This window comes from Roseburia amylophila (assembly GCF_025567465.1).
GTDB lineage: Bacteria > Bacillota > Clostridia > Lachnospirales > Lachnospiraceae > Roseburia_C > Roseburia_C amylophila.
The window spans coordinates 1-22115 of the sequence record NZ_JAOQKI010000024.1; the positions used below are offsets into that span (position 1 = coordinate 1).

25 protein-coding genes, 1 tRNA gene and 2 pseudogenes are annotated in these 22115 nt (G+C 36.3%); 5 read left to right on the plus strand and 23 right to left on the minus strand.

Going from position 1 to position 22115, the window contains the following annotated elements; all coding sequences use genetic code 11:
- Together OCV43_RS12350 and OCV43_RS12355 are read left to right on the plus strand one after the other, a co-directional pair.
- A partial coding sequence (locus OCV43_RS12350) for a transcriptional regulator (protein WP_262624238.1) occupies nt 1–420 on the plus strand: 420 nt, incomplete at its 5' end.
- 160 nt (nt 421–580) lie between these two features.
- On the plus strand, nt 581–1876 hold the full coding sequence (locus OCV43_RS12355) for a tyrosine-type recombinase/integrase (protein ID WP_262624239.1): 1296 nt from the start codon (nt 581–583) through the stop codon (nt 1874–1876).
- Nucleotides 1877–2017: 141 nt separating this feature from the next.
- On the opposite strand, the gene OCV43_RS12360 is transcribed toward OCV43_RS12355, so the two are convergent.
- Both OCV43_RS12360 and OCV43_RS12365 read right to left on the minus strand, forming a co-directional pair.
- Nucleotides 2018–2179 (minus strand): hypothetical protein, encoded by a 162-nt coding sequence (locus OCV43_RS12360; RefSeq protein WP_015554547.1) that lies wholly within the window; start codon nt 2177–2179, stop codon nt 2018–2020.
- Between the two features lie 33 nt (nt 2180–2212).
- The gene (locus OCV43_RS12365; protein WP_117947910.1) at nt 2213–2881 is read right to left on the minus strand and encodes a hypothetical protein; all 669 of its coding nucleotides are present in this window, start codon (nt 2879–2881) and stop codon (nt 2213–2215) included.
- Between the two features lie 83 nt (nt 2882–2964).
- Between OCV43_RS12365 and OCV43_RS14180 the strand changes: the two genes are divergently transcribed.
- Both OCV43_RS14180 and OCV43_RS14185 read left to right on the plus strand, forming a co-directional pair.
- Nucleotides 2965–3204: a penicillin-binding transpeptidase domain-containing protein gene (locus OCV43_RS14180; RefSeq protein ID WP_333491578.1), complete on the plus strand. Its 240-nt coding sequence runs from the start codon at nt 2965–2967 to the stop codon at nt 3202–3204.
- Nucleotides 3201–3257: pseudogene (locus tag OCV43_RS14185) on the plus strand (hypothetical protein); the annotation flags it as partial. The gene OCV43_RS14180 and the pseudogene OCV43_RS14185, both read left to right, overlap by 4 nt.
- Before the next feature lie 73 nt (nt 3258–3330).
- Here the strand turns inward: OCV43_RS14185 and OCV43_RS12375 are convergent.
- The 21 genes and pseudogenes from OCV43_RS12375 to OCV43_RS12475 all read right to left on the minus strand — a co-directional run bounded on the left by OCV43_RS12375 (nt 3331) and on the right by OCV43_RS12475 (nt 20853).
- Nucleotides 3331–4206 (minus strand): ABC transporter ATP-binding protein, encoded by an 876-nt coding sequence (locus OCV43_RS12375; RefSeq protein ID WP_015521697.1) that lies wholly within the window; start codon nt 4204–4206, stop codon nt 3331–3333.
- A gap of 4 nt (nt 4207–4210) precedes the next feature.
- Nucleotides 4211–4870: a hypothetical protein gene (locus OCV43_RS12380; RefSeq protein ID WP_015521696.1), complete on the minus strand. Its 660-nt coding sequence runs from the start codon at nt 4868–4870 to the stop codon at nt 4211–4213.
- Nucleotides 4871–5935 carry an ABC transporter permease gene (locus OCV43_RS12385; RefSeq protein ID WP_022037030.1) on the minus strand — a complete coding sequence of 355 codons (1065 nt, stop codon included), beginning with the start codon at nt 5933–5935 and terminating at the stop codon, nt 4871–4873.
- Between the two features lie 83 nt (nt 5936–6018).
- The gene (locus OCV43_RS12390) at nt 6019–7038 is read right to left on the minus strand and encodes a HAMP domain-containing sensor histidine kinase (RefSeq protein ID WP_243006688.1); all 1020 of its coding nucleotides are present in this window, start codon (nt 7036–7038) and stop codon (nt 6019–6021) included.
- 149 nt (nt 7039–7187) lie between these two features.
- Nucleotides 7188–7862: a response regulator transcription factor gene (locus OCV43_RS12395; protein ID WP_025580965.1), complete on the minus strand. Its 675-nt coding sequence runs from the start codon at nt 7860–7862 to the stop codon at nt 7188–7190.
- A gap of 176 nt (nt 7863–8038) precedes the next feature.
- A pseudogene (locus OCV43_RS12400) lies at nt 8039–8146 on the minus strand (TnpV protein); the annotation flags it as partial.
- Nucleotides 8147–8342: 196 nt separating this feature from the next.
- Nucleotides 8343–9803 carry a YcxB family protein gene (locus tag OCV43_RS12405; protein ID WP_055182928.1) on the minus strand — a complete coding sequence of 487 codons (1461 nt, stop codon included), beginning with the start codon at nt 9801–9803 and terminating at the stop codon, nt 8343–8345.
- Nucleotides 9793–10122: a DUF6070 family protein gene (locus OCV43_RS12410; protein WP_106492073.1), complete on the minus strand. Its 330-nt coding sequence runs from the start codon at nt 10120–10122 to the stop codon at nt 9793–9795. The genes OCV43_RS12405 and OCV43_RS12410 overlap by 11 nt, the downstream gene beginning before the upstream one ends.
- Before the next feature lie 30 nt (nt 10123–10152).
- Nucleotides 10153–10557 carry a hypothetical protein gene (locus tag OCV43_RS12415; protein WP_055225872.1) on the minus strand — a complete coding sequence of 135 codons (405 nt, stop codon included), beginning with the start codon at nt 10555–10557 and terminating at the stop codon, nt 10153–10155.
- A 7-nt stretch (nt 10558–10564) separates the two neighbouring features.
- The gene (locus OCV43_RS12420) at nt 10565–10861 is read right to left on the minus strand and encodes a hypothetical protein (RefSeq protein WP_055225870.1); all 297 of its coding nucleotides are present in this window, start codon (nt 10859–10861) and stop codon (nt 10565–10567) included.
- Nucleotides 10862–10870: 9 nt separating this feature from the next.
- Complete coding sequence (locus OCV43_RS12425; protein ID WP_005423535.1) at nt 10871–11869, minus strand: DUF6017 domain-containing protein; 999 nt, start codon at nt 11867–11869, stop codon at nt 10871–10873.
- A gap of 78 nt (nt 11870–11947) precedes the next feature.
- Nucleotides 11948–12856 carry a ParB/RepB/Spo0J family partition protein gene (locus OCV43_RS12430; RefSeq protein ID WP_005423533.1) on the minus strand — a complete coding sequence of 303 codons (909 nt, stop codon included), beginning with the start codon at nt 12854–12856 and terminating at the stop codon, nt 11948–11950.
- On the minus strand, nt 12846–13631 hold the full coding sequence (locus OCV43_RS12435; protein ID WP_055225992.1) for a ParA family protein: 786 nt from the start codon (nt 13629–13631) through the stop codon (nt 12846–12848). Before OCV43_RS12435 ends, OCV43_RS12430 begins: the two co-directional genes overlap by 11 nt.
- Before the next feature lie 14 nt (nt 13632–13645).
- Nucleotides 13646–14515 carry a ParB/RepB/Spo0J family partition protein gene (locus OCV43_RS12440; protein ID WP_055225867.1) on the minus strand — a complete coding sequence of 290 codons (870 nt, stop codon included), beginning with the start codon at nt 14513–14515 and terminating at the stop codon, nt 13646–13648.
- Nucleotides 14516–14938: 423 nt separating this feature from the next.
- Nucleotides 14939–15012, minus strand: a tRNA-Arg gene (locus OCV43_RS12445).
- A gap of 495 nt (nt 15013–15507) precedes the next feature.
- Nucleotides 15508–16380 carry a DUF3881 family protein gene (locus OCV43_RS12450; protein ID WP_022242309.1) on the minus strand — a complete coding sequence of 291 codons (873 nt, stop codon included), beginning with the start codon at nt 16378–16380 and terminating at the stop codon, nt 15508–15510.
- Between the two features lie 114 nt (nt 16381–16494).
- Nucleotides 16495–16995, minus strand: a complete 501-nt coding sequence (locus OCV43_RS12455) for a DUF4446 family protein (protein WP_117699147.1) — start codon at nt 16993–16995, stop codon at nt 16495–16497.
- Between the two features lie 39 nt (nt 16996–17034).
- A complete protein-coding gene (locus tag OCV43_RS12460) occupies nt 17035–17922 on the minus strand; it encodes a ParB/RepB/Spo0J family partition protein (protein ID WP_262624240.1) in 888 nt (295 codons plus the stop codon).
- A complete protein-coding gene (locus OCV43_RS12465; RefSeq protein WP_022242306.1) occupies nt 17923–18690 on the minus strand; it encodes a ParA family protein in 768 nt (255 codons plus the stop codon).
- 494 nt (nt 18691–19184) lie between these two features.
- Nucleotides 19185–19838, minus strand: a complete 654-nt coding sequence (locus OCV43_RS12470; RefSeq protein ID WP_262624241.1) for a response regulator — start codon at nt 19836–19838, stop codon at nt 19185–19187.
- Entirely contained in the window at nt 19831–20853 is a 1023-nt protein-coding gene (locus OCV43_RS12475) for a sensor histidine kinase (RefSeq protein WP_022242304.1), read from the minus strand. The genes OCV43_RS12470 and OCV43_RS12475 overlap by 8 nt, the downstream gene beginning before the upstream one ends.
- A gap of 152 nt (nt 20854–21005) precedes the next feature.
- On the opposite strand from OCV43_RS12475, the gene OCV43_RS12480 reads away from it, so the two are divergent.
- The gene (locus OCV43_RS12480; RefSeq protein WP_262624242.1) at nt 21006–21950 is read left to right on the plus strand and encodes an alpha/beta fold hydrolase; all 945 of its coding nucleotides are present in this window, start codon (nt 21006–21008) and stop codon (nt 21948–21950) included.
- Nucleotides 21951–22115: the final 165 nt, after the last annotated feature.

The window sequence follows — 22115 nt, forward strand, 5'->3', positions numbered from 1 at the left end:
GGGGAAACCGATGAATACGAAACCGATATTACGGATAAGAAAGAATTACAGATTCGTGATGCAATGGGCGATATTCTCCAACAGTTACCTCTCGACCTTAGTAAAAAGGAAGATGCTTTTTCAAAAGATTTACTGCTGTTAATGTTAAAGCAATATAACCTGTTTCTGGAATCATTCCAGTTTGCCTGCAAGAATTACAAGGGCAGCACGAATGAAGCGGATATTGCAAAAGTAATGGGGTTTGAATCGAATGATGAATATAACGAGATTATGTTTCTCCGGGAAATCACCCATACCGTCAATGCCTTTAATGACATGGCAGATATCGTAAGACTCTATTCCAAGAAACCGGAAGCAGCAGAACAAAGGCTTGAAAATCTTTTATCAGAAGTTTTGTATGAGGATTCCGATTCGGTATAGAACGACAACCGGAGTTATGATACAATGAGCACGAGCGAGTCAGGCTGTTTACAGTTTTGACGAGCGGCGAATTGGCTTATGGACTTGTCCATAAGATGCCTACACGCAAGAAGCATTTCATCAGTTCCGATTGTCTGATATCGAAAGGAGACACACGATTATGGCAAAAGGATCTGTAAGAAAAAAAGGAAAGAAATGGTACTACCGCTTCTATGTAGAAGATTCAAGCGGCAATCTGGTTCAGAAAGAATACGCTGGAACAGAAAGTAAAAGTGAAACGGAAAAACTGCTCCGTCAGGCAATGGACGATTACGAAAGCAAGAAATTCATTGCAAAGTCGGAAAATATTACAGTTGGAGAATTACTTGATATATGGGCAGAGGAAGAATTAAAGACCGGTACTCTCAGTAATGGGACAGTCCAGAATTACCTCGGTGCAATTACCAACATCAAGAAGCATCCAATTTCAGAGAGAAAGTTGAAAAATGTAACATCTGAGCATTTACAAGCCTTCTTCGATCTGCTTTCCTTTGGTGGCACTTATCCAGATGGTTCAGAAAGAAAAGGTTATAGCAAAGATTACATTCGTTCTTTCTCGGCAGTATTACAGCAGTCATTCCGGTTTGCAGTATCACCAAAGCAATATATCACTTTCAATCCGATGCAGTATATTAAGCTGAAATACCAGACGGATGAGGTTGACCTGTTTTCTGATGATGACATGGATGGCGATATACAGCCAATTCCACGAGAGGATTATGAAAGACTGATTGAATTTCTACAGGATTACAATCCACCGGCAATACTTCCAATCCAGATAGCTTATTATGCAGGACTTCGTATCGGTGAAGCCTGTGGTCTGGCATGGCAGGATGTAAATCTTGAAGAACAGTGCCTTACAATCAGACGCAGTATCCGCTATGATGGTTCAAGGCACAAGAATATCATCGGACCAACCAAACGAAAAAAGGTAAGGATTGTTGATTTTGGAGATACACTGGCAGAGATTCTTCGTAATGCCCAAAAGGAACAGCTTAAAAACCGAATGCAGTACGGAGAACTTTACCACAAAAACTACTACAGAGAAGTAAAAGACAAAAACAGAGTTTACTATGAGTTCTATCATTTGGACGGAACAGAGAATGTTCCAGAAGATTATAAGGAAATATCCTTTGTCTGCTTAAGACCGAATGGAAGTTTGGAACTGCCAAGCACGTTAGGAATTGTTTGCAGGAAGATTGCTCAGAAACTGGATGGATTTGAAGGATTTCATTTTCACCAGTTGCGACACACCTACACAAGCAACCTTCTGGCAAATGGAGCAGCTCCGAAAGATGTACAGGAACTGTTAGGACACTCAGATGTCAGTACCACAATGAATGTCTACGCCCATTCCACAAGAAAAGCCAAGCGGGAATCCGCAAAGTTACTTGATAAAGTGGCAGGCAACGACTAAATAAAACTTTCCCTTATTTCCCTTACGATTATCTCATAAGGGCAAAAATAAGGGAAAATACATATCATTTCACTAATGAATGGGCTGAAAAGCTTGTAAAATAGGGAAAGTTAGAAAGATATTTCGGCAAACTTGAAGTTGTCAGTCCTTCTTGTTCTTTTCAATAGCATTAATAGTGCAAGCAAAACCTGTAATCATTGAAAGTAGTATTGCTCCACCCATTGCTTCGTTCATTCCAGCACCAAAGAAAAAACCGACCAACGCTGCAATTACCATAAGAATGATTGAAATGATTACTCTCATAATATATACCTCCATAAATAAGAATTTGACTAATTATTGTGTTTTAATGATTCTATAAACTACCCCCAATTGAGCAGGGTATGTTTCTTGAATCATTCCATTAAACCATATTGTAACGATATCTCCCACCTGAACATTTTCCGCTAAATTTTCTGCCGATACATAATACTCTCCATCATTCATCTGACAAAAGCCTTCAGCTGTACTCACATGCGTTACAAGAAGTTCTCCATCATCGGTAATTTCTTTTACTTTTGCATTAAAATTGATAACCTCTATTGGAATAGACGTATCATCTTTTTCAATATCTCTAAATATGATTCGTTCGTCATCAATGACTACTATGAGCTGACCTTCAGAACTCCTTTGATAATGATATCCGCTTCCGAAATTTGATTGATTATTTTCAGATGGTAACTCTGTCCCTGCCACTGTTGACACAATTTCTCCATCCATTGTTCCACAACCAGGCATTGACGCTACATATCCTGTGTCTTTATATATAACACCATCAACCATAACACATGGAGGATATGAGCCAGTATCTGCTATTTGCTCATTTTGTACTACATCATCATTTTCTTTATTCTCTGTTTCTACGGACACATTTCCAGACACAGGTTCTTTATTTTCTTGATTCGTTCCACATCCAGCCATTCCCAGCACCATACATAATACAAGCAGATAGATTACTTTTTTCATAATACATGCCTCCTTAACTTATATTTTTTAACTCTATAAACTGGTATTTTGAATCAATCGACAAGCAGCTCGGATCTTCCACTATAAATTCATACCTTCAGCAAATAGGATATGGCAATAAAAATATATCCGGAGATTTCTCTTCCTACTGGATGCAGTCATCCTTAAAGATTTCACCAGTAGAACAAGTTGAACTTTTGAAAAATTTATATCGAAACAACTTCAACTTTACTCCTGCTAATATTCATGCCGTCAAAAATTCCATCCATCTTACCGCCTCTGAAAATGGAGAATTTATGGAAAAACCGGAACCGGACGAGTGAACGGGCAGGATATAAATGGCTGGTTTATAGGTTTTATAGAAAGCCAAAATAATACATACTTTTTCTCCACAAATATTCAAAGCGAACAACGTGCAACTGGTAGTAAAGCATCAGATGGTGCTTTATCTACTCGTATTGATTCGTCACATAAATATAAGCATCTTCCAACGTTGCAGGAATTGACATACACTCCAATTCTGGCTGTATTTCAGAAATCACTCTTAACTGCAATCCCCCCTCAACATACTGTTTAGATGTAATACGATACTTCTGTTCCACTTCTCTTGCTTTTCTCTCATCAGGTACTTTGCAAATCCAGATTTTCCCCTGTGCTTCTTCTGTCAAATTCTTCATAGAACCCGCATACAGAAATCGACCTTTATGCATAATTGCAAGCTGATTGCAGGTGGCAGCTAAGTCTTCTACCACATGAGTTGAAAACAAAACCGTTCTGTTTTCAGAAAAATCTACTAACAAATTGCGGATGCGAATACGTTCCTCTGGATCTAAACCGGTAGTTGGCTCATCCACAATTAAAAATTCCGGTTCATTTAAAAGCGCCTGCACCAATCCTACCCGTCGCTTCATACCGCCTGATAACTGCTTCATTTTCTTCTTACGATGTTCTATAAGACTGGTCTTTTTCAAATAATAATCTATCCGCTTTCTACATTCTGCTTTCGGAACACCTGCCAGATCTCCCATATACTCCAAACACTCCTGAACCGTCAAATTAGGATACAGTTCAATTTCCTGTGGTAAATACCCTATCTTTCTTTGGATTTTTTCATAGTTTCCTTCGCTATACAAAATTCCGTCTAATGTAACCATTCCGTTTGTAGGTTTAAGCACAGTGGTCAAAACTCTCATCAAAGTTGTCTTTCCCGCTCCATTTTCTCCCAATAGTCCAAATATCCCATTTGGTATATCTAAATCTGCATGGTCGATTGCTGTGACACTATTCTTAAATCTTACCGTTAAATCCTCAATATGAATACTCATAAATTTACCCTCTCTTTCTTACGATCTTCGGCAATGCCAGTAACAAAATCAGTCCGATACAAATACACAAGCCTTTCCCATACAGCCATGTAATATCGGCAGTATTTTCTATATCTCTAAAAGAATAAGAAAACAGATTCCATGCTCCAAAAAGTTTATCTCCACCTGTGGAATTTGTTGCTACCCATATCAAAAGACTGCTTCCAATTCCCATCCACATATTGCGAAAAAGCATAGACAATGTATTAGCCAATATTCCCCAAAAGAAAATAGTTACTACAATCGCCCCAAAACAGGTAATAAACTGAAGTATTTCACTTTCTGTTACTGGATGTGTAATTGGTTTCTGAAACGCAAAAAACAATCCATATCCAAGAACAGCGAGCAGCAGCAAAAAAGTTCCCTGTATCATCAGTCTCTGTATAATAGAATAGATTCTCTTTTTTATCTGATACAGTCTCTGAACTTCGGAACGGTTGCTTGTAATTTCCTGCACATAAGTATCTGCACAAAAAACAGCAGTCAATATCGCAAAAGGCGGCTCTATGGATAGTCCTATTTCATACGTGAAAACAACTGCACGAATCACACTTAAAATTACAACAAAGGATACTGCATAAGCAATTTTATAAAATGGCAGAACAATCTTCATTTCCTTCTTCATTTATATTCGCCTCCGCTTCCAAATCTGTATCGAAATCAGTATAATTACTACCGATACAATAATAAGAAAACTTTGATTTAAGAGCGCCATCGGGGGCGGTGTCGTATCAAAAAGCTGCCCCGGAAATCGTACCATGATTGCCAAAGGTTTGCCCCAATATCCGTAAACTCCCTCTGCATTAGTTCCGCCCAAATTGGAATACACCATATAAAGAATCAAAAGTGGTACACCCGGAAGTGGATTTTTAAATATGAGTGAAATCAATGTATATATACTCACAATCATCAGCATATTAGGCAATATATAAAGTACCGTAGAAGCCACAAAATCCCATAGTCGCACTTCAAATCCACTATCCTTTGTATAGATGCGGCACAATACCCAAAACAGTATATTCAAAATAGTTAGCACAAGCAAACAAATTGTAAATCCTGCACTCACTTTTCCCATTACATACTTCCCGGCAGTCACAGGCTTTGTATGCAACAATTCATAAGTATGCTTTTTTGTATCTTGTAAAAATAAAACCGCCAACATAATAATTGCAAAAAACACCATATACAGACCCGCAAAATCAGCAAATTTTCTTGCGTAATAAAAAGAAAATGTCTTATCTTCCAATTTTTTATCTAGATATGCGTTGATTTCTTCTGCCGTTCCCTTATAATACGTACTGTCCTCGTATAAATACCTTGCCCCGTACCAGTCATATTCCTGCTCCAAATACGCATAGGCCTCTTTTAAATTCATGCTTTCCAGCTTTTCAATGACATTCTGTGCTTCTGAATCCGTCAATCCAAACACATCCGTTAATTTTATTTTTACCTTTTCATGCCATACCTCTCTGTGCTTTTCAGGCGTGGCTGGAATATAGCCCTCATACACTTCTCCTTCAACCGAAGTGTTGGACTGATCATTGATGATTTCCTCCCCCGTTGTAAGATAATGTGTGGTTAAATATGGACTTGTCGCATTAAACACACCATAAATCACAAGCAGAACACCTACCCAAAATAACGGTCGCTTTAGATAATTCCTAATCTCTCTTTTAAAAATAGCAATCATACGTATTCCTCCTTTCCTTCGTTATAGACATCATAAAATATAAATCACAACAAAAAGACAACAGCATAAAAAAATCGGACCGCTCATGCAATCCGATGAAATACTGCTGTTATTACAGCTCCACTCTGTTTTTCATTTTCTATCAGTAACTGACCACCATGCTTTTCACAATACAATCTGCTGATATACATGCCCATTCCTGAATGTTTCAAACTGTCTTTCACATTTTGCTGATAAAAAAGCTCTGTTGCCTTTTGCTTATCTATTGTAAATCCCACTCCATCATCCTTTATTCTGATCTGTAATTCAGAACAGGTAAGAAACACTTCCATTTCCACTTTTGTCTTGGCGTAACGAAAGGCATTTGACAAAAGGTTTTCTATAACCTCTAAAATCACTTCCTTATCTCCTGAAAATTTTTCTTCTGTTTCCGAACATTCTAATTCATATAGCTTTCCAAATTTTTTCCTAAACACGTTCATCTCTGCCCGTACGTCTATTTCTACCTGTTTACTGGTAATTTCTTCTGCTACTAACTCCCTTCTATCTAAACTGCTCATCTTTCGCATAGTTTCCACAAAGATATCCATACGTTCAATCTGTTTTTTGCTTTCATTTACCATTTCTAAGGCTTGCTCCATATTTATCTCTTTCTTCGGAAGATATTCTGAAAGCATTTCCTGATACCCCTCCAGCACAGAGAGCGGAGAACGTATATCATGTGCAATGGCAGCCCGCAAAGCCTTTTCTTCCTCAAGCATTTTCCATAACTGTTGATTATTCTCTGCCAGCTGTCCTCTCATTCGTTCAAACTCTTTGCACAATCCGCCCATCTCATCTTCATTTTCATAAGTGATATGGAAATCTAAATTATTTCGACCAACTTGTCGGGAAGCCAGTTCTAATTCTTCGATAGGGCATTTCAGTTTATGCTTATAAAAAAGAAATACCGCTATAATACTCCCTGCAACAGATACGATAAGCACTGTAAATGTCTGAAGAAAATCACATATTTCCGATACATGATAATCAAATTCTTTCATTTCATAAGAATGTGGTCTCGGAACATCTGGCAAATACCTTCTACCATCCCCTTCAGCCATTTCAAAATATTCTTCTTGGTCTACATAATTCCACCAAATGTTGTTTTGTACTGTGCTTGCTATTCGCATAATTAGTGCTGAAAGATAAAAACTAATTATTAAACTAATTATCATATACAAAACAATGGTTTTCCTTAACGAAAGATTTTTTATTTTGCCCATTTATATCCCCTCCCCCATACCGTTGCAATATATTCGTGTTCCGAATACATTTTCATTTTCTTGCGGATTCTGCGAATCAACTCCGTAACCACCCGGCTGTCCCCTTCTGCATCATATCCGCCAATCTTCTCATAGATTCGTTCTTTATCAAATACCATTTCAGGGTTCATAGACAAAAATTCTATGATCTCATACTCTAATTTCGTAAGCTCTAAAGCATTCCCTTTAATATGTACACATTTACTGGCATAGTCAATCACTAATTCTCCATAAAACCTTTGTTCTTTTTTCCTATGTAAACGTTCTTCACGTTTCAAATGGGCAATAATTCTAGCATCTAATTCTTTCAAACTGAATGGTTTTAAAACATAATCATCACCACCAGACAACAATCCCATTACTCGATCCTGTTCTTCTACTTTTGCAGTCAAAAAAATAATCGGACAGGAAACCATATCTCTGATTCTTCTGCACACTTCAATTCCGTCCATTCCCGGCATATTTACGTCCAATAAAATAATATCGGGATTTGCACTTATCTTTTCCATTGCTTCTATGCCATTTTCTGCAATCATTACCGTATAATTCTTCAATGTAAAGTATTGATTCAGCATTTTTAGCAATTCTCTATCATCATCAACCATTAAAATTTTATAGTTCATAAATTTCACCTCTGGCTCTAATGTTATCTTTTCCTTATAGTATAGCTTATAAAAAACAACAAATAAACAACAATTCCTAAAAGGCAACAGCCTTTCTAAACTGCCGCCTTTTCTCCTTCATTTTATTTCCATTATTGATAAACCATCTCTGTATCCACAATCTCCCTTGCACACGATTATATATTGTTCATTCTCGCTACCCATTCCATCTGATTTTCTGCCTTTAACTGTTCCGTGATCCCCTGTGCCTGTTTCATCTGCTCTACAATTCTTTCAAACCTTAAATACTTATAGTCATCTGTATCCAAACAAACAAGCCGAAGTCGCACAACAACTTGAAAATCTTATCAACGGAACAACAGTCCCAGATAGTAGCCAACTGGCAGATGTAGCCAATAAAAAGAAAAATCTCTGAAAAACCTTATCAAGGCTTTCCAGAGATGTAGTAACTATTCATATTCAATGGATCTCTTTTTAAATTTACCAGGAAGTCTTTTGTAAATCCTTTACCTCTTTTGATTCGTAATCATACTGGTACATATCTAAAATTTCAGCATCCATCATACTCCATGATCCATCTGTACTTTTTATATTTTTATAATACACATATTGAGTCTTTGTTCCTTCTTGATTATCACGATCATACATTAGATATCTAATCTGCGTTTCATCTTCGTAGGTAACAATATAGCTATACCCCTTTGCATTATAGTCTTTTCTATATTCTGCATCAGTTTCCTTTATATAGGTTTGATATATTTTTTGATAGCCTTCGTCTATTTTCTTGATTTTTTTTGAATCTTGTTGACTTTCGATTGTCATATCGTTTTGACGTGATTCATTTTTATCGTCATCTTGATGTTCTGATTTTTTCTCTAAATACCCATACTTTTTAGCTATATATTTATCTATATATTCCTGCTGTGTAGTTGAAGCATTTATATCATCTATTCCATCTGCATTTCTTAAGAACCGAAGAACCAGAATATTTTCTTCTTTATACAGTCTATACGATGGTTTATCTAACCACACAGGAGTTTTAACTATCACGGTTCCATTACTATTATAATGTTCTGAATCTTCATTTAACATGGTCACAAATATCCCCAATGCCATTGTTAGCACTACAATTATTCCGACTGCCCATAAAAAAATTCTTTTCAATAAAGATTTCTTTTTGTTCTTCTTTATTGTCCTAGACAAAACACACGTCCATATAATATTCAAACATTGTAGAATTAAAAATTGTATGATAGGAACTGTTCTTATAAACCATAAACGAAAAATCTCTCCATTTGATAAAGGATATCCGATTTTAATGCCAGTATATATCAATGAAACAATAATAGTAATCATCGTAACAACCACCAATGCCTTCATTTTAAAAGACATTTTATTTTCCGTTTCTAACTGTTCTGTTTCTATATCTTGAATAAAACTTCTAAGCAACAGTAATTCATTTTCAGATAGAACATTTTTATTGATCAATATAACTTTATTGTCTTTACGAACCAAATAAATATGATTTTCAATCTCTCCCTTATTAACAAATGAACTCCAATAATTATGTGTAGCTCCAGCCTGTGTGACTATATCCACACCTTCTTTTGAAAACACATATTTTCGCTCATTATTCATTTTCTGTTTTTCTTTATTTATGATTGCTCTCATAAATACTTTTTGTAATTTTTCTACACTTAAACCTATTGCAGCAAATCCAATACTTAACAATAAAAATATCCATGCAAATAATATATGAAACAAGTATGAATAAAATGCTAAAGAAAAGATATAAAAAGCACCCACCAAAGTTGTACCTTTGATTACTCTATTAGTCTTTATAGTTTTTAACGAACTAAGATGCATTAAAATATTGTTTACTTCTTCGTCTATATTTAAGTGATATATAATTTTCTGATCATGAAATTCTTCAACTACCATTCTTGATTTCTCCCTTCACACGATACTGATATTCCGGGACATTGTTTCTATCCTCTTTCCGGATTTCATTCCCTAAATATTGAAAACTCCCATCTTCTTTGAATTTCACTGTTAAATCATGCGTAATAAGAGCATCATCACAGATAACCATGTCGCATACTGCATTTACCGTTAATGTAACCGTACCATCTGGATTTTCTCTTACTTCCACCACCTCCGGCACAGAAGTCCCAAAAAAGTTAGGGGCATAATTACCACATCCCAACGGTGCCCATGCATACATTTTTGCTTCTTCATCAAATTCCGATTTGCACTTCAAATCGTTTTCTTTATTCTATCATAGCATCCATTATTCCGCCATCAGTCTTTCGAACCAGGTATCCATGACAATGATGAACTGGCCTGCTCCTGGCAATTCTTGCAGCATTTCGTCAAGAGTTTTCTGTTTCACGTATTTCTGCACATACACCCAACAGGCAACGCTACTGGATTCTGATACAATGTCAGCTATGGTTTTGCGCATAAGCTCTTCAAATTCAGCAATTTCTTCTTTTGGGACAACATCATACAGTGTTGGTGCCTGATGACTTAATTTTACCCCATTTTCATTTGCATCTTTAAGTAGATTCTTAACTTTTTCTCTTGAATTCTCCGGTACTTTCATGTACTCCCACATAAATGCTACCACATCGGATGGTGTGTCTTTTTTAAGTGGTGGTAACTGAATATAATCATTGTTTTCGCTCATTTTCATATCCTCCTCACGATATAATAAAATCAATAATACGTTCTCTTGTCATGTCCAGTACAGTATCTACAAATATTCCTGCAAACAGGATCAGATACAGAATTACACTCAGCACAAACAGAAATGCAACCTGTACCCAGTCATGATAACAGTATGCAGTCGCTATAATCAACAAAGTGAAAATAAACCCAAGGATCCCTCTGACAACCGCATAAGTATGTACTGTCATTTTTACTGCCAAGCCGATCACAAAAAGGATCAGCCATACCGGCAGTAATAATATCTTCCCAGCAAATTTTAAAATAAACATGTGCACCTCCTATCTTACCAGTCCTGGCATATCATGGTTCACCTCTGCCTGATAATACCCGTTCATCGTTGACGGTGCATTAAACAGGGCTGCTAACAAATATTTCTTGATATTCTTCACCTTTGTGGTGTTACCACTCATACAGTGTAAGACATACTCGATATGTGAATAGGTCAGCATCAGAAATTTTTTCTTCACCAGTGATGCCGGATACCAATTGCTGGCAATCAATATCTTGTCGTTTTTACACATCACAGTTTCTACGATCAGGTTCACGATTTCATCTACCTGTCGCATATCGTCATGATGGGTTACTTCCAGTGATTCATAATCAATGGTCTCTTTGACAAGGTTTTCATAAGCCTGATAATCCTCAGAGTGATTATCGCTATCAAATCTTTTCTCATCCACAGATATGATATGATTAGATTTATTATCATTCATTTCAGTATCACTAAGATTAGTATTATTAGGGTTTGAAATGTAAACTTCTTGAAGTTTGTTTTCGGGACTTCTAGAAGTTTGATTTTGGGACTTCATGAAGTTTGAATTGTAAACTTCTGTAGATTCCTCATTTTCCACAGAAGTTTGTTTTTTAAACTTCTTTAATTCCTCTCCAAATTTTTTCTCATCTGTTTTCTCAGGCATAAAGGTTTTCACGTAGATAACGTTCACCTTTCCAAATCCCTGTCTGCGTTTCTCAATCAGACCAATTCCTGTTTCGTCATCCAGTTCTCTCATGGATTTAATGGCTTTATTTCTGCCACAGTTCAGTAATTCCATGATATCTTCGATGGAAAAGTAGATATATGCTCTGTTTTTGTCGTCAAACCACTGATTCTTGATGGAAAGAGACATTCGATCCAACATCAGTCCATATAAAATTTTAGCATCGCTCGATAAATCTTTAAAATAACTGTCTGTAAATAATACTTTTGGTATGCGGTAGAAGCTGAACTGATCAGCTTCGGTACCGTAAAAATAATTAAATGTCATTTTTTTCTCCATAATTTCCTCCTTTCATTTTCTGCTAAGAAGTCCTCTTTTTAAACTTCTTTGACTTTGTTTTCTTAGCTTTTTCTATCCTTAACAGGACTGTTCCTGCATCCATTTTTCTAATAATGATTCAATCACCTGCTCCATATCTTTGGCTGTATAATCATCCGGAAAGTACTTTGTTAGTTTCTTTTCTGAGAAAGTGAGAGACCGGGATACTTTCTTTGCCATCACACAGTTATTGAAAATCGATAACATCTGAATCTGATTAATTGGTCCATTATTCAGTTGATTTCTAAGTGCTGCAATCTGTTTGGGCTTGATAAATCCAGTGTCGCTGATATATTCGTAAATCCATTCCTGTACTTCCTTATCGATGTAGGAGATATCGACAGCAACCGTGAACTGAAGCTTTTTGTTATCTACCAGATCAAGAAGTTCTGGTATCAACTCTGTCAGTCTAATGTAACGAGTCACCTGCACACTGCTTATTCCAACTTGCTCACCCAATAATTCTCGTGACTTTTTACCTAACTTGTGTTCATTTTGTACACAAGTTAAATCTGTTCTGACACCCTGTCTTTTCATTGCCTCAAGTTTCATCTTATAAGCAAAAGCTTTCTCACTCGGCAACAGTTCCTCTCGCTGAATGTTAGCGTCCACCATCGCCACAATGGCATCATCATCCGATAATTCTCTTACGATTGCCGGAATAGTCGTAAGTCCTGCCAGCTGTGCTGCATGCATTCTTCTGTGACCGGATACCATTTCATATTCTTCATTTTCATCCATGCGAAGTAGTACCGGTGTCAGTACTCCATTGATCTTTACGCTTTCAACCAGGTCCTGCATCTTTTCATCATCCAGCACCTTGAACGGATGATTCTTAAACGGATGGATCTTACTGATTTCTATCTCCATTGCAGATTCTTCATTTACCACACCAAGCAGTTCATCTATGCTTGCCAGTTTAATCTTTTCGCCACTTCTATTTTTCATTCTTCAAAACCTCCTGTGTTAAGTTCTTATATGCTTCGGCAACTTTTCCTTTTGGACAGTGCATGTAGATACTTTTTCCCTCTGCACTGGTCTCAGCTGCTTTTACAGACATCGGAATCACATTTTCAAATACCTCGATCTGACTTCCGTAGGTTGTATGTACTCTTGATGCAATGTCCCTTGCGTAATTGGTTCTGAAATCAACCATAGTCAACAGAATGCCCTCAATCGCCAGTTTCCGGTTCAGTCTTTTCTTTACTGTAAGAATGGTCTTAATCAGCTGCTGAAGCCCTTTCACCGGCAGATATGCGGCTTGCACAGGTATCAGCACGGAATCGGAAGAGACCAGTGCATTGATTGTCATCATACCAAGGCTCGGCATACAGTCGATCAGGATATAATCGTATCGAGATCTTATCGCATCGATATATTCCTTCATGATCATTTCTCTGCTCATAACATTTCCCATCGTTACTTCCAATGCGGAAAGCTCAATATTTGCCGGAAGAAGATCTACATTTTCCTGGTGATGTAAAATCCCATCTTCCAGAGAGATTTCTTCTTCGTTGATGACATCCATCATGATCGTTGCCAATGTGATGCGAAGATCATCCGGTTCCTCATATCCAAGACTTGCGGTTAAACTTCCCTGTGGATCCGCGTCGATCAGCAACACTTTCTTACCTTCTCTTGCCAGTCCAATGCCTACATTTACGGTTGTTGTGGTCTTTCCGACGCCACCTTTCTGGTTTACTACGGATATAACTTTACACATGATTTCTTCCTCCTTTAACTTTCCCATGATTCTTTTTTCCATAATTTCAACAGTGCCAGTATTTCCCGTTTCATCATTGCCGGTGTATAAGAATTTGGAAAATACTTGTGCAACTGCTCGTTTGTGAATGCCACTCTTGTGATCTCACCCTTTTTCACTTCACACATGATTTCTTCCATCTTTTCCAGTGACAACTGTTTTTCTTTACTCAGTTGCCGGATCCTCTGGGCCTGTGAGAGTGATGGGATTGCCTGTGCATACTCCATTGCTACAAGCAATTCCTTTTGCTCTTTTTCACTTAATGCTGCTATCTCTACAGCCGGACAAAAAGAAATAATCTCATCATCCAGTTTCTGCAACATTTCCGGTATCAGTTTTGTCAGTGAGATATAACGCTGTACTTGTTTTGGGCTATCACCACAATCCTCGCTGATAATCTCTATCGCCCGCTTTCTTGGTGTTTTGTGGTCAACTTGGCTCTTTTTTCGACCACTTTTTCTTTTCAATACGTCATTCTTTAATTTGTAAGCAAAAGCTTTTTCACTGTAGCTGATCCGTTCTCTGTGAAGATTGGAATCTACCATGCTTAAAATGGAATCATCTTCACTTAATACCCGGATGATCACCGGTACTTTACGGTATCCAAGTTTCTCCGCAGCATGTTTTCTTCTGTGTCCGGATATGATCTCATAGTAGCCATCCGGTACCGGTCTGACGATCAGCGGATTTAATATTCCATACTTCTCAATGCTTTCCTGCAGAAGAAACATTTCCTTATCATCTTTCACCTGAAACGGATGCTCTTTGAATGGTCGAAGACGCTCAATCTCAATTTCTATGATTCTTTCTTCGTTTTCTCCTGATTGCCTGTTTGGTTCAGTCATCTTGACTCCTTTCCTCCAGGATTCAGGACACTAAAAAATGCCTGCCTGGAACTTTTATAGATAGTAAAGTTCCAAACAGACATTGCTGTTTGACCATTAGCTGTAGCTAATAGAATTGAATACTGTTTCAGCTAATTCATGTTTGCAAGTTTGGGAGAGATTGTTTCTTTTCCCGCCTTTTCTCTGATTTACATCCCCGAATAAGGGGTGACAACAGAGCGGAACCCAAATGTTAGCTGAACTTCCTAAAACCCATGTTTGCAAACCGGTAATTTTGATTAGCTGTCAGCTAACAAAAATCGGATTGCGTTAGCTGGAAATTGATCATTTTGAATGGAATTTTGTGTCACGAACGTGATTAGAAAATAACAAAAGCGTTCGTTGTCAGCTAATCCAGCTAACATTTTCGAACGCTTTGAAGCCCGTCGCCAAGAGGATTTGAACCTCCGACCCCTCGCTTAGGAGGCGAGTGCTCTATCCAGCTGAGCTATGACGACACATGCCGCAAACCCTTGATTTTACTGGGTTTCTGGAATTTTTCCCTTCGGCCATATATAAGATTATCAACTCATTTTCGAGTTGTCAATCTACAGATTTTTTCGAGTTGGTAACATTAGAACGTTCCCCAATTTGGGGAATGCTTTGTTGTCACCTTTGGCATTTTTCAGAATAGATTCGAACTGAAAGTTGTTTTTCATTTTTTCCCTTTGGGGAATGCCTCGGCTTTCTCTTAGGAGGACCCCGTTATATCCATTTAACTAAGGAGACAAATGCCGTATTTTCGGGCTTTTCAGCTCTTTTGGCTCCGGCTGCCATATCTATGAATTCAACACTTAGTGATGAATTTCCATTGTATCTTATTTTGACATTCAGGTCAATCCCTGTTGGAATCGAACTCTGACTTATCACTTCGCAACTTCCATAAGTCTCAACCATGATTGAACCTTAGGAGGCACTTGTTATATCCATTTAACTATGAGAACTAATATTACCTAATAATTTACTTTTCCCTGCATCCAGATGACTCCTTTAAATCTTCTGCCAATTGCAGGTTCCCCCAGAAGGTCTTTTTCATTGATGCAGACATCATATATCAAATCGTTACAGTCCAGTGTAAGCAAACAGATTTTATCACCTGTCATCTTATTATTCTCCATCCTGTAATCTACAATTTCACCTAAAATGGAATACTGGTCACTTTCGATTCCGTATGGCATAAAATAGGAATCTACAATACTTAAGATATCCTCGTTAGCTATCCGTCTTGACAACATGGAATAAGTATCAATATCTTCCAGTGTAAGATTTTCAATGGCATCCTCGTCTCCCTCTCTTGCAGCTGCAATGAGGTAATTACGGTCCTGACTGTTTTTCTTTGTATTCTGGATCTGCTTTTCATTTTTGCTGATTGGCATAATGATTTTTCCATTTAATGACAATGCACTTAATGTAGCGGACATTGGACGCATCTTCGGATTTCTGTGATGCTCGGATAAATATTCTGCAACATTCTGTAAATAGAAAATCAATGTAACGCCCAGCTTCATTTCGTCACAGACACCGGCATAAGATTCTTTTTCGGAATGCTTCTCTATCTCTATCTGCTCCTGGGTCGTGATTCCGTCACCCTCTACATACGGGTAATAGTATTCGGTATGAAAGGTTCCATCTTCTGCATATTCTCCGCAAACACGGATTCCAGCTCCCGGTGCAATCTCTTTCGTCATTTCTACAAATTCATTTCCCATGGAATCTTCTGAGACTTCAATTCTATCCGGGGATGAAACGATTTTATCCGTGAGTTTCTCTATATCAGATTTTTTCATATTGTTCTGAAATCCAATTGCTCTTAAATAGCTATGCACGAATCTGTTCTTCCTTCCTTGAAATACCATCTGAAAACCTAAAACAGGCATACCCTATTATATAGTATGCCTGTCATTTTTACAATCTGCTTTCTGCAAATTTATTCATTAAATTTATTCATCTTTTGATTTCATTGCCATTTCTAAAGCTTCTTTTTCTTCTTCGGAAAGTGCAATAATAGAATTTCCATCAATAATTTCCTTAATATACGTATAGCAGCCTTCTCTGCTATGCATTGCATTGATGATATATCCGTCATTGCGCTCATTCAACATTGCAAGGGAAAAGCTCAGCTTTCCACCCATCTCATTAAAGGCATCATATTTTACAAGTCCAAGTTTCTGGAATGTAAAACGTAAAGTAGCAAATATATCTTCGATATTTTTCTTATTTGCCTTGTTAGATGCAACCAGATCATCTATTTCATCTAAACGCTCTTTCAATACATCTTCCAGCGTCCTGGCATCTTTTCCGGACATGAACTTTTTATATTTCTTTTTTAACTTACTCATCTGGACGATATTTACAATGGTAACTATAAAAAGTATCAATACCAGTGCTGCCAGTCCTACTATTACATAATCGGAATCAATTCCTAAATATTCTGAAAAAATCATGTTGTTATCCTCTTCTCTTAATTACAAACAAATGTTCTATTTTTTAATACTTTCGATTAATTCATATATTCTTGTTAATTCATCCGGGGAATAATATTCGATTTCAATTTTTCCCTTCATAGAATCCCTCTGATTAATGATAACCTTTGTTCCAAGTATTGTTTTCATTTTTTCTTCTGCTTCCTGGTAAACAGCATCCAGTTTTTTCTTTTCCGGATTCACCTCTTTTGCAGGTGCATTCTTCTGTTTCTGCATTTTCTTTACCAGCTTTTCAGTATCTCTTACACTGATTTTCTCATCGAAGATTTTCTGTGCAAGTGTATACTGTTTTTCTTCATCAGTGATTCCAAGTAAAGCTCTCGCATGCCCGGTAGAAATCATATCGTCAATTACCATCTGCTGCACTTTATCACAAAGTTTTAAAAGCCGCATGGAATTAGTAACTGCAGTTCTGCTCTTTGATACTCTCTCCGCAACTTCATCCTGTTTCAGATTGAATTCATTTAAAAGGCGTTTATATGCAATTGCCTCTTCAATTGGATTTAAGTTTTCTCTCTGGATATTCTCAATCAGTGAAATCTCTACGATTTCCTGTTCAGTTAAATCTTTGATGATTACAGGAACTTTCTTTAATCCTGCCATCTTTGCTGCTCTCCATCTTCGCTCACCGGCAATGATTTCGTAGTAGTCTTTCCGGTCTACTACCAGAAGTGGCTGCAAGACACCAAACTGTTTGATAGACTCTGATAATTCTAATAATGCATCTTCATCAAAATTCTTTCTCGGCTGTTCTTTATTTGGTTCTACTTTATTGATATTTACCATAACTTCATTTTTTGCATCTGTCTTCTCATTGGATGTTCCAACTTTATCTGCAATCAATGAATCCAAACCTTTTCCCAATCCACCTTTTCTTGTTGCCATTTAGATATCCTCCCTGTCGATTACTTCTTTTGCAAGAAGTCTGTAGCTTTCTGCTCCCGCTGACCTGCTGTCGTATAGATTAATTGGAAGGCCGTGACTTGGTGCTTCTGCTAATCTTACATTTCTTGGAATGATTGTTTTATAAATTGTTGTATGTAAATTATTTTTTACATTATCTACTACTTCATTAGAAAGATTTGTTCTGGAATCATACATAGTAAATACAACTCCTTCCATCTTCAAATCTGGATTCAGTCTTTCCTGTACCAGGTCAATGGTGTGAATCAACTGGCTGATTCCTTCCAATGCATAATACTCACACTGAATTGGAACCAATACGGTATCTGCTGTTGTCATAGCATTTACTGTCAGCATATTCAAAGATGGCGGACAATCAATAATAATAAAATCATAATCGTCCCGGATATAATCTACTGCATTTTTTAAAATATACTCTTTATCATTGATTCCCAAAAGTTCAATCTCTGCTCCGGACAAGTTTACATTAGATGGAATCAAAGTCAGATTTTCAATCTCTGTTTTATGAATACTTTCACGAATTGTACATTCATCCAGCATTAATTCGTAAACAGTATTTTCTAAATCATCTTTATCAACTCCCAATCCACTGGTAGTATTTCCCTGCGGATCCAAATCTATTGCCAATATTTTTTTTCCGGCTTCTGCCAGACATGATGACAAATTAATAGACGTTGTGGTTTTACCAACTCCGCCTTTCTGATTTGCTATTGCTATTATTCTTCCCATATTATTTTCCTTTCTGTCTCTTTCATCATTGAAACATAAATTTCAGTTTTCTATTATTTTCTCTGTACCGAACTTGTTTTATTATAACACTATAACACTTTCATTTCCAGTAAATCCATGTAGAAATGAAAGTAATTTTTTCTATTATTTTCTCTGTTTTTACTTTTGTTTTTCTTGCATAAATTTGAACAAAGAATATACCTTGGCACATTCTCGCGCCTGCGGCGGTCGCTTGCAATATCTACCTTATACGCCGCAGTGTTCATTCTTGCGGAGCGTTTTTTGCTTTACAGGAAAACAATTTCCTGTAGAACAAAAAAAATGTTTCACGTGAAACATGAAACATTTCCTTTCATAATATAGTAGACTTATTTTTTTATTCATACTAAATCTTGTATCTATTTTATGTTTCACGGACGTTTTTTTACTAATGTTTCACGTGAAACATTTTATCAAAATACCTCTATTTTGTTGTATATCAATTACTATTTATTCTAACTTATCTTATTTCGAATAGCGAATACAGCAGCCTGTGTTCTATCTTCCACATCTATTTTTCTAAATATATGGGAAATATGATTTTTTACTGTTCGTTCACTGATTGTCAACTCATCAGATATTTTCTTATTGCTACATCCTTTTGAAATTAATCGAAGTACATCTAGCTCTCTTTTAGTCAGCCATTCTATTTTTTCTTTATCTAAAGCATAATCTTCCATACTTTCATTTAATGCAGGAAGAAGACTTGGTTGAATATAAGTATTTCCAGAAATAATAACATCAATTGCTTCTTTTAATTCATCATAACTGGAATCCTTTAATAAATATCCATCAATGCCGATATCAACAGCTTTCAATAAATATTCGACTTCATTATGTACTGTTAATATCAATACCTTTACTGGAATTTTATTCTGTTTAATATATTCTAATACTTCAATGCCATTTTTCTTAGGCATATTTATATCTAATAAAAGTATATCTGGATGAATCTTCTTATTTAATAAATTCAGACATTCTTCACCATCATTTGCCTCTGCAATTACTTTCATCGTACCATCCAGTTCCAGTAATTGTTTCAAGCCTTCCCGAATCATCATATGATCATCTGCTATGATTATTTCTATTTTATCTTTCACTTTACTCATTTTCTTCCTCCTCGACAAAGTTTGGTACACGAATACTTATTGTAGTACCCTTTCCTTCTTCACTTTTTATCTGAATCTCACCTGATAAAAGATGAACTCTTTCTTTCATAATAGATAAACCAAAACCGGAATTTTTTGTTTTTGCAACTTTCTTTTTTGTATTAAATCCAATACCATCATCTTCAATTACAAGTGAAATATCATTTTCAGTATATTCTAATACAACACATATTTCTTTTGCATCAGCATACTTCAATGCATTCGTACATGCCTCCTGCATAATTCTTAATAAAGACAATGCAACAACAGGTTTCACGTGAAACGGTTTTCCTATTATAATATATTCTATCTTCCGGTTCCACTCCTGCTCTATTTTTGCAATAGCATGTTTCAGTGTTACATCTATTCCTATATCATCTACTGACATTGGTCTGAGGTTATATATCATTTTTCTTGTATTGCTTATCACATTGCGAATATTATCAAGTACATTTGATAATTCCATTTTACAACGCTGCGAATCCATATCCATTACACGCATAGAAAGTTCTATCTTATGAAGCATACTGGTAAGATCCTGTACTGTAGAATCATGTAAATCTCTTGCAATGCGCTGTCGCTCCATTTCCTGTGCTTCTAATAACTGAATCTTATATTCTGCATTATCTTCTTCCTGATATTGCTGGGCAATTGTCTCCTTTTCCCTCTCACATTGAATAATAGATTGACACTCTTCCAAACGACGTTGTACATCATATAACTTGTTCTGTAATTCAGACTTTTCTTTGATAATATTTTTCTGCTGTACTTTCAGCTCATTAATTTTTTCCTTATTACGGGCATTCACTGTTCTTGGAGTAAACGCTTCATAATTTGGATCATTTATTTCATCCAGAAGTTCAATAAATTTTATATTTTCTTTTTCTGTATTTTCTAAAGAAATAATTTTCTTTTCTGTCTCTCTCTTTTGATCTATCAGTTCCTTCTGAATTTTCTCCAGATATTCTCTAATCATAGCCCCTCCTAGAACATATGTTCTTATGTGGTATACATAATAATTGTAAACTATTTTTTTCTATCTGAAAAGTCTTATTCTATGATTTTAATTGTAAAGCAGCATATTTTTGTTTATAATAAAAGTATCATAAACTTTAGGGAGGAATTACGATGAACAGGAATCTGAAAAAAGTAATCGGCATCACTACTACTGCTGTTACCGGCATGTATATTATAAATCGAATTGTAGATTATACTGCAGGACAAAAAAATCTTTTAACTACCGAAGAAGGAAATATATATCACTGGAAAAATGGTGACATCTTCTATACTGTTTCCGGTAAAGGAACTCCGGTTATTCTGATTCATGAACTGAATCCTGCTTCTTCCTCCAAAGAATGGAGTAAGATTGTACACCGTCTGGAAAAGAAACATACCGTCTACACGATCGACCTGCTTGGCTGCGGTCGTTCTGAAAAACCGGGTATTACCTATACCAACTTCCTATACGTACAATTAATTAATAATTTTATCCACGACATTGTAAAAGAAGCGGCAAATATAGTCGTAACTGGTATTTCTTCTTCTTTTGTCATTATGGCACAGACAATGGAGCCGGATAACTTTAAAAAAATTATTCTGGTTAATCCATCTGACATCAATATCATCAAGGAAATGCCTACGAAAGAGACAAAGGCTGCCAAAACTATTTTAGAGATTCCAATTCTTGGTACCTTTATCTATAACCTGATTATGCATCACAAGAGAATCCTCAATTACATTGAAAGTAAATATATCTTCAAGAAAACATTCCTTTCATCCAAATTAGAAGATACTTACTTTGAATCTGCACACAAAGGAAACAGTGCCGGAAAATATCTGCTTGCCAGCACCAAAGGAAATTATGTCAATATTGATATCACCAATGCTGTGAAAAAAGCAGACAATCTCTACATCATTTCCAGTAGAGAAAGAAATAATGCCGTAGCTATTACAGAAAAATATCTTCACTTAAATAAGAATATTGAAGCAACCTACATTTCCAATTCCAGATATCTTCCCCAGCTTGAAACGCCGGATAAATTTAAAGATATTGTTTTAATGTTCTTACAATAATAAAACCAGTCATTGAAAACAACGTATAAATCTTTAAAGGATAACAAACAAAAATTTGTTATCCTTTTTATTTACGCGAGTAGCGAGAAAAATCGCATGCTTGCATGCAGATTTGGCGAGCACCGCGATAACTCGAGAAACTCGCAAAGCGTGTTTCTCGTAGTT